At 64.6% G+C, this 11,949-nt stretch carries 10 protein-coding genes; 8 read left to right on the top strand and 2 right to left on the bottom strand.

The window, feature by feature from the left end:
- Positions 1–20 precede the first annotated feature (20 nt).
- Complete coding sequence (locus J4G43_RS18365; RefSeq protein ID WP_028150294.1) at positions 21–1,280, bottom strand: ABC transporter substrate-binding protein; 1,260 nt, start codon at positions 1,278–1,280, stop codon at positions 21–23.
- A gap of 173 nt (positions 1,281–1,453) precedes the next feature.
- On the opposite strand from J4G43_RS18365, the gene J4G43_RS18360 reads away from it, so the two are divergent.
- From J4G43_RS18360 to J4G43_RS18345, 4 genes are all read left to right on the top strand, one after another.
- Positions 1,454–2,947, top strand: a complete 1,494-nt coding sequence (locus J4G43_RS18360; protein WP_208085837.1) for an AMP-binding protein — start codon at positions 1,454–1,456, stop codon at positions 2,945–2,947.
- Positions 2,944–3,585 carry a TetR/AcrR family transcriptional regulator gene (locus J4G43_RS18355; RefSeq protein ID WP_208085836.1) on the top strand — a complete coding sequence of 214 codons (642 nt, stop codon included), beginning with the start codon at positions 2,944–2,946 and terminating at the stop codon, positions 3,583–3,585. The genes J4G43_RS18360 and J4G43_RS18355 overlap by 4 nt, the downstream gene beginning before the upstream one ends.
- Positions 3,582–5,492, top strand: coding sequence for a flavin-containing monooxygenase (locus J4G43_RS18350; protein ID WP_208085835.1), 1,911 nt, complete (start codon positions 3,582–3,584; stop codon positions 5,490–5,492). The genes J4G43_RS18355 and J4G43_RS18350 overlap by 4 nt, the downstream gene beginning before the upstream one ends.
- A 150-nt stretch (positions 5,493–5,642) precedes the next feature.
- On the top strand, positions 5,643–6,209 hold the full coding sequence (locus tag J4G43_RS18345; RefSeq protein WP_225004955.1) for a 2-hydroxychromene-2-carboxylate isomerase: 567 nt from the start codon (positions 5,643–5,645) through the stop codon (positions 6,207–6,209).
- Positions 6,210–6,280: 71 nt separating this feature from the next.
- Here J4G43_RS18345 and ald read toward each other — a convergent pair whose 3' ends face one another.
- Complete coding sequence (gene ald / locus J4G43_RS18340; RefSeq protein WP_208085834.1) at positions 6,281–7,396, bottom strand: alanine dehydrogenase; 1,116 nt, start codon at positions 7,394–7,396, stop codon at positions 6,281–6,283.
- A gap of 141 nt (positions 7,397–7,537) precedes the next feature.
- On the opposite strand from ald, the gene J4G43_RS18335 reads away from it, so the two are divergent.
- The 4 genes from J4G43_RS18335 (at position 7,538) to J4G43_RS18320 (ending at position 11,877) form a co-directional block, all read left to right on the top strand.
- A complete protein-coding gene (locus tag J4G43_RS18335) occupies positions 7,538–8,017 on the top strand; it encodes an Lrp/AsnC family transcriptional regulator (protein ID WP_208085833.1) in 480 nt (159 codons plus the stop codon).
- 143 nt (positions 8,018–8,160) lie between these two features.
- Complete coding sequence (locus J4G43_RS18330) at positions 8,161–8,652, top strand: (2Fe-2S)-binding protein (protein WP_063984503.1); 492 nt, start codon at positions 8,161–8,163, stop codon at positions 8,650–8,652.
- A complete protein-coding gene (locus J4G43_RS18325) occupies positions 8,649–9,665 on the top strand; it encodes an FAD binding domain-containing protein (RefSeq protein ID WP_208085832.1) in 1,017 nt (338 codons plus the stop codon). Before J4G43_RS18330 ends, J4G43_RS18325 begins: the two co-directional genes overlap by 4 nt.
- Positions 9,666–9,672: 7 nt before the next feature.
- Positions 9,673–11,877, top strand: coding sequence for a xanthine dehydrogenase family protein molybdopterin-binding subunit (locus J4G43_RS18320; protein WP_208085831.1), 2,205 nt, complete (start codon positions 9,673–9,675; stop codon positions 11,875–11,877).
- Positions 11,878–11,949: the final 72 nt, after the last annotated feature.

Raw genomic sequence — 11,949 nt, 5'->3', positions numbered from 1 at the left:
CGTCCCCGCCGCGCATCGGATCAGGTGTAGCCCTTGCTCTTCTTCCACTCGGCCTCGAGCTCGAAGATGGTCTTCCAGTCGCCGGCCTTGACCTCGGGCACGTAGGGCTCCTGCGGGATCGTAGTGCCCCAGCCGATGGCGTAGCCGACCAGCGTGTGATCGTCGCCGCGCATCGTCACGGTGCCGTCGGCGCCGAACGGGCACTTGATGGTGAGGCCCTTCAGCACCTCCGCGATCTTCTTGCCGTCGGTGGAGTTGGCCTTCTTCGCGGCCTCAGCGAGGAACATCACGGCCGTCGCGTTCTGCCACGACCAGTTGGTCGGATATTCGTTGTACTTCGCCTTGTAGGCATCGCCCCAGGCCGCGTTCTCCGGCGTGGTCGGGAAGGTCTTGATGTAGCGGTTGCCGGAGTGGATACCTTTGGGCAGGTTCTTCACCACGGTAAGCGCGGTGTAGTCGGCCATGTTGACCGCGAACACCTCCATCTGGCCGAACATCGCGTAGATGTTGGCCTGGTCGATATAGGAGGTGAGATCGCCGCCCCACAGGCAGGAGTACAGCGCCTGCGGCTTGGCCTGGAGGATCTTGGTCACGACTTCGGTGTAGTCGGGCTGGAACAGCTTTGGCCAGGACTCGCTGATGATTTCGACGTCAGGCGCGAAGCGCTTCAGGTACAGCGTGAACTCGCCGGTGGTGTCGCGGCCATAGGCATAGTCCGGCGAGCAGGTCGCCCATTTCTTCAGGCCCTTGGCTTTCGCGATCGAGGCCGCATAGCTGCCGCCGACGATGGAATCGTGGATGCCCTGGCGGACGCAACGGAACGCGTTCGGGATGTGCTGCTTTGGATCGGCGGTGAGCGAGGACGCTTCCGAGCAGGTGTGGACGCAGAGCACACCGAGATCGCGCGCAACTTCGTGAACCGCAAACGATCCGGACGACGCCTCGCCGTCGATCAGCCACTCGCAACCGTCGGTGTTGACGAGCTCGCGCGCGACGCGGGCGGCTTCCTGCGGCTGGCCCTTGGAGTCGCGGATCACCATCTCGATCTGCCGGCCGGCAAGTCCGCCGGCGGCGTTGACCTTGTCGACCTCGAGCATCACCGCATTGCGCGACGACGTGCCGAGCTGCGCGACGCGGCCCGACAGAATCGTCGGCATGCCGATCTTGATGGTCTTGGCTTGCGCGCGCGCCACCCACGGTGCGGCAACACTCATCGCACCGGCGCCCATCAGCGCCAGCGTTGAACGGCGGCTGATGCCCGGCATGCGGGTTCTCGTCATTTTCCCCTCCCTCTTTCGGGTCGGCGTTTCCTGGTCCCTTGCCGGAGATCATCTCGTCTCCGTGTTCCCAACAATTTCAGAGGCAGGGGGGTGACGTCAAGCCAAAGATGAATTACGAGTCATAATTCACCCAAGGAGGAAACGAGGCCGGTAATCGGCCCAAAACCCGCAAAATGATCAATCTTTCGAGCTTCATCACCTTTCATGCCCGGCGCACGCCGGACCGGCCCGCGCTGAAATATCGCGGCGAGGAGATCTCCTACGCCGATTTCGATGCGCGCATCCGGCAAGCGGCCGGCTGGCTCGCCGCGCAGGGCATCGGCGCGGGCGACGTCGTGGCCGTGCTGATGAAGAACAGCGCGGCGTTCCTGGAGCTCGTCTTCGCCACCAGCCATCTCGGCGCGGTGTTCTTGCCGATCAACTTCCGTCTCTCGCGCGACGAGGTCGGCTACATCGCCGGCAATGCCGGCGCGCGGCTGTTGATCGTCGATGAAGAACTCACCGCCAATGCAGCGGGCGCGAAGATTGTCGTGCTGAACGAGGCCGCGCAGCAGAGCGTCACACGGCTCGCGAGCGATGCGTCGCCCGCGTCAATGCACGTGCGCCATCCATCCGACCTGATGCGGTTGATGTACACCTCGGGCACCACCGACCGCCCCAAAGGCGTGATGCTCACCTACGATAATTTCTACTGGAAGTCCGCCGACCAGACGATTGCGCTCGGCATCAGCGCCGAGACCCGACTGCTCGTCGTCGGCCCGCTCTATCACGTTGGCGCGCTCGACCTGCCCGGCATCGCCGTGCTCTGGCATGGCGGTTTCATCCGCATCGAACGCAATTTCGAGCCGGAGACCGCGCTTGCGGCGATCGCGGAGGACAAGCTCAACGCGGCATGGTTCGCGCCTGTGATGACCACAGCGATGCTCACCTGCCCCACCCGCGATCGTTACGACGTCTCCAGCCTGCGATGGGCGATCGGCGGAGGCGAGAAGACGCCGGAGGTGCGCATCCGCGCGTTCTCGGAGTTCTTCCGCAATGCGCGCTACATCGATGCCTATGGCCTCACCGAGACCGTCGGCGGCGACACCTTCATGGAAGCCGGCCGCGAGATCGAGAAGATCGGCTCAACCGGGCGCGCCATCGCCCACGTCGAGATCGAGATCCGTGACGAGGACGGCAAGACGCTGCCGCCGAACGTCAATGGCGAGATCTGCCTGCGCGGACCGAAAATCACGCGCGGCTATTGGAAGGATCCGGAGAAGACGGCGGCGGCCTTCTTCGGCGACTGGTTCCGCAGCGGCGATGTCGGCTATCTCGACGAGGAAGGCTTCCTGTACCTGACCGACCGCAAGAAGGACATGATCATCTCGGGCGGCGAGAACATCGCTTCCTCCGAGGTCGAGCGCGTCATCTACGATTTGCCCGAGGTGCGCGAAGTCGCGGTGATCGGCCTGCGCGATGCGCGCTGGGGCGAGCGGCCGGTCGCGATCGTGGTGCTGGCCAAAGGCGCGAGCCTCGAACTCCCTGCCCTCACCGAGCACTGCCGTACGCGCCTGGCGAGCTTCAAGGTGCCGAAGGAGCTCGTCATCCGCGACAGCCTGCCGCGGAATCCGAGCGGAAAGATCCTCAAGCGCGTGCTGCGCGCCGAGCTGGAGACGTCTGAATGACGCAAGCGAATGCCAAGGTCACAAAGCTCAACCGCGTCGAGCGCAACGCCTGGACCAAGCAGAAGATCTTTGACGCCGCGACCAAGGTCGTCGGCAAGCATGGCTATGCCGAAGCCTCCGTCGCCCGCATCACGGAAAAAGCCGGCGTCGCGCAAGGCACCTTCTACAATCATTTCGAGAACCGGCAGGAGCTGCTCGACCAGCTCCTGCCGAAGATCGGCCTCGACATGGTGGAATTCATTCGCGCCCGCACCGGCACCGCCGATGCCGCGCGGCAGGAGATCGCCCGCTTCTCCGCCTTCTTCGACTTTATCCGCGAGGTGCCGGAGTTCCTGCGCATCCTCAACGAGGCCGAATTCTTCGCGCCCATCGGCTACCAGAAACATCTCGACAACATCTCCGTCGCCTATGTTCGCATCTTGCGCCGCGCGCGAACGGCAGGCGCGATCGAGGATTACAGCGACGAGGAATTCGAGGCGATCGTCCACATGCTGATGGGCGCGCGCGGCTATCTCAGCCGCCGCTACTCCTATTCGGCAGGCGGCGTCACCGCCGTCCCCGACCACGTCATCTCCGCCTATCGCAAGCTGATGACGCGCGGCCTCTTCAGTGCATCCGGAGATCAGGACACGCCATGAACATCGCATCTCCACAAAAGCCGCTCGATCTCGTCTCCGCGATCGCCGAAGGCGATATCCGCTGCCTGCTGATGGTGCTGGTGCACATGACCGGCGATGAGCGCTGGCTCGAGCCGCCGTACTTGCCCAAGCGCGACATCCGCCTCATTCCCGATCCGGAGGCCGGCGTGCCCCGAGAGGTCCAGGACGAGATCCGCGCCGCAGTGGTCAGGCTGTTTGCCGACGGCACGCCAAAACCTGTCATTACCGATCCCGGCGAAGCGCTGCTCTTGAAGATGATGCGCGCCTGCCTCGGCGAGAACGTCGCGCCGGAATATGCACCGCTGATGCGCGAGGAGATGGGGTTTGTAGCGCGCGAGCCGCAATGGACGAAGCGTCCTTCCGACGAGAAGCTTGCCGGCCAGCATGTGCTGATCGTCGGCGCCGGCGTCTGCGCCATCGCGCTCGGCGTCGCGCTCGGCCATCTCGGCATCCCCTACACCATCGTCGAGAAAAACGCCGAGCTCGGCGGCACCTGGTGGATCAACCGCTATCCCGGCTGCGGCGTCGATACGCCGAACCACTCCTATTCCTATTCGTTCGGCTCGGGCAATGCATGGACGCGCTATTTCTGCCAACGAGAGGAGCTACTCGGCTATCTCCAGAAGGTCGCCGAGGAATACGGCATCCGCAAGCATCTGCGCGTCAATACCGAGCTGACGTCGTCGCGCTGGGACGAAGGCAAGCGACGCTGGATCTCGACGCTGAAGACCCAGAACGGCGAAGAGACCTTTGAATCCACCGCTCTGGTCTCGGCCATCGGCCAGCTCAACGATCCTTCGCGCGCGCATTTCAAGGGCGAGGACAGCTTCAAAGGCACGATCCTGCATTCGGCGCTGTGGTCAGGCGATATCGACCTCGACGGCAAGCATGTCGCCGTGATCGGCACCGGCGCAACATCGATGCAACTGGTGCCGTCGATCGCCGGCCGCGTCGCCTCCGTCACGGTCTATCAGCGCAGCGCGCAATGGGCGCGGCCCGTTAAGGGCTATTCCGATCCGATCAGCGACCGCGCGCGCTGGCTGCTCGCGCATCTGCCGTTCTATGTGCAGTGGTATCGCTTCAACATGTTCTGGCGCTATGGCGACGGCCTGTTGCCGTTCCTGCGCAAGGACCCGGCCTGGCCGCATCCCGAGCGCGCCGTCAACAAGGGCAACGACCGGCATCGCCAGGAGCTGACCGATTTCATCCTCACCGAGCTGAAGGATCGGCCCGACCTGATCGCAAGGTGCGTGCCGACCTATCCGCCCTATGGCAAGCGCATCCTGCTCGAAAACAACTGGTTCAGGACGCTCACGCGGAACAATGTCGAGCTCGTCACCGACACGATCGATCATTTCGATCGCGACGGCATCGTCACCGCTGACGGCGAGCACCGCCCCGCCGACATCATCGTCGTCGCCACCGGCTTCAAGGTGACGGAGATGGCGGCACGCCTCAACATCAGCGGCCGCGGCGGCAAGGATCTGCGCGAGGCCTGGGCCAACGACAATCCGACCGCGTTCCTCGGCCTCACCGTCCCAGACTTTCCGAACTTCTTCTGCATGCTCGGCCCGAACTCCGGCCCCGCCCATGGCGGCAGCGTCATCTTCCAGTCGGAATGCCAGAGCCGCTATATCTCCGCCTGCCTCGCCGATATGATCGAGCACGACGTCGCCGCCATCGACGTCCGTCAGGACGTGCTCGACGACTACGTCCGCAAGGTCGATGCCGAGCACGAGGCGATGATCTGGACCCATCCCGGCATGAGCACCTATTATCGCAATTCGAGCGGCCGCGTGTTTTCGGCGATGCCCTGGCGGTTCGTGGACTACTGGCGCATGACGCATGATCCGGATCTGGGGCAGTACAGGTTGACGAAGGCGTAAACCTCACCTCGTCGTCATTGCGAGCGCAGCGAAGCAATCCAGAATCTTTCCGCGGAGATACTCTGGATTGCTTCGCTGCGCTCGCAATGACGGAATTCGCGGGTTAATCTCCCGCACAACCGGGAGCGCCGTACGCCGAGGAAGCCGCCAATGCCCAAGCCGCTTGTCCGCGTCTACACCGACTACAAGAGCCCTTACGCGTTCGTCGCCAACAAGCGGCTATTTTCGCTCGAGGAGACGCACGGCGTCGAGCTCGAATGGCTGCCCTATACGCTGCGCGTCGCCGAATTCATGGGGACGGTCGAGGAGCGCACGCCGCATTTCTGGCGCAAGGTGCGTTACGCCTATATGGACGCGCGGCGCTATGCCAATGCGCAAGGGCTCGTCATGAAGGGGCCGCGCCGGATCTATGACGCCTTCTATTCCAGCGTTGGAATGCTGTTCGCACAGCGGCACGGCTTCTTCCGCCCTTATCACGACACGGTGTTCCGCAAATTCTGGAGCCATGAGCTCGAGATCGACGATCTCGCCGCAATCACGGACGTCATCACCGCGTGCGGCGGCTCGGCGAGCGAGTTCGAAGCCTTCGTCAACGGCCCTGCCCGCGCCGAGCACGACCGCATCATCGACGAGGCCGAAGCACTCGGCGTGTTCGGCGTGCCGACTATGGTGTTCAACGGCGAGCTGTTCTGGGGCGGTGATGCATCGACATGCTGATCGAGCGGATCGAGCGTCCGGAAACGATCGAAGCCGCGCTCGGCAGCCGCCACCGCAAATCAGTGTAGCCGTCAAGCGGCGAGGCCGCTCTCGACCGAAGCAAATTCCAGCCCGAGGCTCTCGGCAACCGCCTTGTTGGTTATGCGGCCACGATGCACGTTCAGTCCGTTGCGCAAATGCGGATTTTCCAGAACCGCGGCAAAGCCCTTGTTCGCGAGCATCAGGCCGAACGGCAGCGTTGCGTTGTTCAGCGCCTGGCTCGACGTCACCGGCACCGCGCCCGGCATGTTGGCGACGCAATAATGCACGACGCCGTCGACCTGATAGGTCGGATCGGCGTGCGTGGTCGGATGCGAGGTCTCGAAGCAGCCGCCCTGGTCGATCGCGACGTCGACCAGCACGGCGCCCGGCCGCATCGACTTGAGCATCGCGCGCGTGACGAGCTTTGGAGCGCTGGCGCCCGGCACCAGCACCGCCCCGATCACGACGTCGGCGGCGAACACCTCGTCCTCGACCGCTTCGATGGTCGAGAAGCGGGTGCGCACCCGCCCGAGAAACACATCGTCCAGCTCGCGCAGACGGGGAATCGAGCGGTCGATCACAGTGACTTCCGCACCGAGGCCCGCCGCCATGCGCGCGGCCTGCGTTCCCACCACGCCGCCGCCGAGCACGACGACGCGCGCCGGCTGCACGCCGGGCACACCGCCGAGCAGAACCCCGCGGCCGCCGGCCGATCGCTTGAGCGCGGCGCCGGCGGCTTCGACGGCGAGGCGGCCGGCGACTTCGCTCATCGGCGCAAGAAGGGGGAGGTGACCGGCCGCGTCGGTGACGGTCTCATAGGCGACCGCAGTGCAACCGGAAGCGAGCAGACCCTTGGCCTGTTCGGGATCCGGCGCGAGATGGAGGTAGGTAAAAAGGATCTGGCTCTCGCGAAGCTGGGCCCATTCGCTTTTCTGCGGCTCCTTCACCTTCACGATCATGTCGGAGTTCGCGAAGATGTCGCGGGCGCTCTCGGCAATCGCGGCCCCTGCCCGCTGGTACACCTCGTCGGAAGCGCCGATGCCGCTGCCGGCGCCGGTCTCGACCGTCACCTGGTGCGCGGCCGCGACATATTCGCGGACGGCGCCCGGGGTGAGCCCGACGCGATATTCCTGCACCTTGATCTCCTTGGGCACACCGACGCGCATTTTGGGCTCCTTCCAACGTCCTGATTCACCCCGTCATCGTAGCGATCGGGCCAGTTTGGTTTCGTGCAAATATCCGCTAGCTTCGACCTCCCCGCGCCGGTTTCCGGCGTGCAAACGCCCTTTCACGCTGGAAACGAAACCTTGGCCCTCGACCGGAAAGATCTCGCCATCCTCGCGGAACTCACCACCAATGCGCGGGCCAGCCACACCGAGCTCGCCACGAAGGTCGGGCTATCAAGCACGGCGCTGGCGCGGCGGCAGAAGACGCTGGAGGACGACGGCTACATCCAGGCCTACCAGGCCGCGCTCGATCTCGCGCAGTTCGGCCTCACCACGACGGTGCTGGTCCGCATTGCGCTGGAGAGCCAGAGCGACGAGGCGCTGAAGGCGTTCGAGGCGGAGGTGGTGAAATGCCCGTCCGTCGTGCGCTGCTTCCTGATGTCGGGCACCGACGACTACATCCTGATCGTGCTCGCCCGCGACATCCAGGATTTCGAGCGCATCCATCGCACCGAACTGTCGCGCCTGCCGCGCGTGGCGCGCGTCCAATCGAGCTTCGCGCTGCGCGAGATCGTCAACCGCGCGGTGCCGACGGTGGTTTTCGGCGAAGCCAAGCGCTGACACTGTGTCGCGGGCGCCATAATTCCCGGCAGGGAACCAAGCGGCCGGTTGTAAGTTGGAGGCCATTGGCAAGCGGAGGCAACGGTGCCTCCGCGTCAGCTCGGCTGACGTCTCGGCTCAGTCGCCGTCGCAGGGAGCAGGACATGAGCGATGTCACGCACGAGATTCCCGAACGCATTCCAGTTCATATCGTCGTCAATGGCGTCGGCCACACGCTCGATCTCGTGCCCTGGACCACGCTTCTGGATGCCCTGCGTGACCATCTTGCGCTGACCGGCACCAAGAAAGGCTGCGATCACGGCCAATGCGGCGCCTGCACCGTGCTGGTTGACGGTCGGCGCGTCAATTCCTGCCTGACGCTCGCCGTCATGAAGGACGGCGCCGAGATCACGACGATCGAAGGCCTTGCCAAGGACGGAACGCTTCATCCTGTGCAGCAGGCGTTCATCGACCACGACGCCTTTCAGTGCGGCTATTGCACGCCGGGACAGATTTGCTCGGCCGCGGGCCTTCTGGCCGAAGGCCGCGCCCGGGATGCCGACGAGATCAGAGAGCTGATGAGCGGAAATCTCTGCCGTTGCGGCGCCTATCCGAACATCGTCGCTGCGATCCAGCAGGCAATGGGCCGGCCATGAACAACTTCCAATATTCCCGCGCCACCGACATCGCCGATGCGATCCGCTTGCTGGCCGCCGATCCCGGCGCCAAGCTGATTGCCGGCGGCACCAATCTGATCGACCTGATGAAGGAAAATGTCGAGCGGCCCTCCCGGCTGATCGACATCTCCCGCCTGCCGCTCCGCGACATCGAGGAGACGGCCGACGGAGGCCTGCGCATCGGCGCCTTGGTGCCGAATTCGGACCTCGCTTACCATCCGCTTGTCGAGCAGCGCTACCCCCTGCTCGCCGGCGCCATCCTCGCCGGCGCTTCCGCGCAATTGCGCAATATGGCCTCCGTTGGCGGCAACCTGATGCAGCGCACGCGCTGCGCCTACTTTTATGACACGGCGACGCCCTGCAACAAGCGAGATCCCGGCAGCGGCTGCTCGGCAATCGACGGCCTCAACCGCAACCACGCAATCCACGGTACGAGCGCGTCCTGCATCGCGACCAACCCGTCCGACATGAGCGTCGCACTTGCTGCGCTCGGTGCGCTCGTGCACATCGCAGGTCCCTCCGGGCAGCGCACGATCGCATTGACCGATTTCCATCGGCTCCCGGAGGACAAGCCCCATGTCGACACAAATCTCGGCACCGGCGAGATCATCGCGGCCGTCGAACTTCCCAAGCGTGGCTTTGCCCGTAACTACAGCTATCTGAAAATCCGCGACCGGCTGTCCTATGCTTTTGCTTTGGTCTCGGTCGCGGCCGCGCTCGAACTGGATGGCAACGCGATCAGCGAAGCCCGCCTGGCGCTCGGCGGCGTGGCTCACAAGCCCTGGCGCAGCCTTGAGGCCGAAGCGGCGTTGCGCGGCCAGGCAGCGACGCCGGACCACTTCTCGCGCGCGGCCGATCTGCTGCTGCACGGGGCAACGGCCCGCGCACATAACCGCTTCAAGATCGAGCTCGCACGCCGCGCCATCGTGCGTACGCTGATACAGGCCGCGAGCGCCACGCCACAATCACAGGCTCACAAGAAAATCGCGTGAGGGACCGATGAACGCCTATGTCGGAACGCCAACGTCCCGCGTCGATGGCCGCGCCAAGGTCACCGGAGCCGCCAAATATGCCGGCGAATTCCCGGCAGACGGCCTCCTCCATGGCTTCGTTGTCGAGGCCACGATTCCGCGCGGACGTATCGCTCGCCTCAACGCCAGCGACGCGCTGCAAGTGAAGGGCGTGGTCGACGTGCTCACGCATGCGCATCGTCCGCCCCTCGCCGACAATGACGATGCCTGGAAGGACGAGGTGGCGCCGGAGAAGGGCTCGCCCTTCCGCCCGCTCTATGACGACAGGATCTGGTTCAACGGCCAGCCCATCGCGCTCGTCGTGGCGGATGACTGGGAAACCGCTAAATTCGCCGCGACCCGCGTGCGCGTTGAATACGACCGGGAGGCATTTGCAACCGATCTCGAATCCGAACATGGCAAAGCCGGCAAAGTGGATCGGCCGCACAAGCCGCGCGGCGACGCCGCCGCGGCGCTGGCTGGGGCCGCTGTGCGGCACCAGGCGGATTATGTCCTGCCGACCGAGCACCACAACCCGATGGAGCTCTATGCGACCACGGTGGTCCGCGACGGCAACGGCAGGCTTACCGTCTATGACAAGACGCAAGGTGTCCAGAACGTCCACAAATATCTATGCAGTGTGTTCAACAAGAAGCCCGATGATCTCCGCGTGGTCTCGCCCTATGTCGGCGGTGCCTTCGGCTCCGGATTGCGGCCGCAATGCCAGGTGGTGCTGGCGACGCTTGCCGCGCTCGAACTCAAGCGATCCGTCCGTGTCGTGCTGACACGGCAGCAGATGTACGGGCTCGGCTACCGGCCGATGACCATTGAGCGTGTCGCGCTCGGCGCAAGGCCCGACGGCACGCTCGATGCCGTCACGCACGAGGCCACTGCCGTGACTTCGCGCTACGAGGATTTTTCGCGCAATGACACCGGCTGGGCGGAACAGCTGTACAAGAGCCCGAACAGCCTCTTCTCCCACAAGCTCGTCGATCTCGACCTCTCCACACCCTGCGACATGCGCGCACCCGGCGCCGCCTCCGGCGTCTGCGCGCTCGAATGCGCCATGGACGAATTGGCCGTCGCGCTCAAGCTCGATCCGATCGAGCTGCGATTGAAGTGCTATTCGGACCGCGACCAGAGCGAAGACCTGCCCTACACCAGCAAGCAGCTGCGCGAATGCTACGCCCGCGGCGCGGAAGCGTTCGGCTGGGGCCGGCGCAATCCTGCGCCGCGCTCCACGCGCGACGGCAAGGAGCTGGTCGGCTGGGGCATGGCGACGGGGGTGTGGGAGGCGCTTCAGATGCCGGCCGCCGTCCGCATCGTGCTGACGTCGAACGGCCATGCCGAAGTATCCTGCGCCGCCTCCGATATCGGCACCGGCACCTACACCATCGTGGCACAGGTGGCCGCCGACGCCCTCGGGCTGCCGATCGAGAATATCGACGTGAAGCTTGCCGACTCGACCTTGCCGCAGGCCCCTGTCGAAGGCGGTTCCTGGATGGCGGCGTCGGCCGCGCACGCCGTGCTGGGCGCGGCCGAAGACATTCGCCAGGAGCTCGCACGGCTCGCCAAGGCGATGCCCTCCTCGCCCCTCGGCGGCGTCGATGCGCCCGACGTGATCCTTGTCGACGGCACGATCGCCAAAGCCGGCGACAAGGCTTGTGCCGTCTCGATCGCCGATGCGATGCGCCACGGCAAGCTCGAGCGGATCGAGAAGCAGAAGCTCAATCATTTCGCGGAGGACAAGTCGCACGCGCGCAACACCCATTCGGCGGTCTTCGCCGAGGTCAAGGTTGACGAAGAACTAGGCGTCATCCGCGTCACGCGCGTCGTGAGCGCGGTCGCAGCCGGACGGATCCTCAATACCAAGACCGGCCGCAGCCAGATCATGGGCGGCGTGGTCTGGGGCATCGGAATGGCACTACACGAGGAGACGGTGATGGATCACCGCTTCGGCCGGATCATGAACGCGAACATCGCCGAGTACCACATTCCCGTGAATGCCGACGTTCACGACATCGACGTCATCTTCGTCGACGAACCCGACGACCGGATCAACAAGCTGGGCGTCAAGGGCATTGGCGAAATCGGCATCGTCGGCGTACCTGCGGCGATCGCGAACGCAGTCTATCACGCTACCGGTAAGCGCATCCGGCGCTTCCCGATCACGCTGGACAAGTTGCTGGATTGATCGCCCGTCACACGATCCCCGCTGGATCGGGCGATTGTCATAGAACTGTCATCGAAAGTGCAGAGACCTGCC

It is taken from the genome of Bradyrhizobium barranii subsp. barranii, from assembly GCF_017565645.3.
GTDB classification, from domain to species: Bacteria; Pseudomonadota; Alphaproteobacteria; order Rhizobiales; family Xanthobacteraceae; genus Bradyrhizobium; species Bradyrhizobium barranii.
Note: the sequence above shows the minus strand (reverse complement) of the source record. Positions and strands in the feature narration are given on the sequence as shown.

Coding starts and splice junctions, on each gene's coding strand:
- J4G43_RS18360 (WP_208085837.1), top strand. CDS start 1,454: ATGATCAATCTTTCGAGCTTCATCACCTTTCATGCCCGGCGCACGCCG.
- J4G43_RS18355 (WP_208085836.1), top strand. CDS start 2,944: ATGACGCAAGCGAATGCCAAGGTCACAAAGCTCAACCGCGTCGAGCGC.
- J4G43_RS18345 (WP_225004955.1), top strand. CDS start 5,643: ATGCCCAAGCCGCTTGTCCGCGTCTACACCGACTACAAGAGCCCTTAC.
- ald (WP_208085834.1), bottom strand. CDS start 7,396: ATGCGCGTCGGTGTGCCCAAGGAGATCAAGGTGCAGGAATATCGCGTC.
- J4G43_RS18365 (WP_028150294.1), bottom strand. CDS start 1,280: ATGACGAGAACCCGCATGCCGGGCATCAGCCGCCGTTCAACGCTGGCG.
- J4G43_RS18320 (WP_208085831.1), top strand. CDS start 9,673: ATGAACGCCTATGTCGGAACGCCAACGTCCCGCGTCGATGGCCGCGCC.
- J4G43_RS18330 (WP_063984503.1), top strand. CDS start 8,161: ATGAGCGATGTCACGCACGAGATTCCCGAACGCATTCCAGTTCATATC.
- J4G43_RS18350 (WP_208085835.1), top strand. CDS start 3,582: ATGAACATCGCATCTCCACAAAAGCCGCTCGATCTCGTCTCCGCGATC.
- J4G43_RS18325 (WP_208085832.1), top strand. CDS start 8,649: ATGAACAACTTCCAATATTCCCGCGCCACCGACATCGCCGATGCGATC.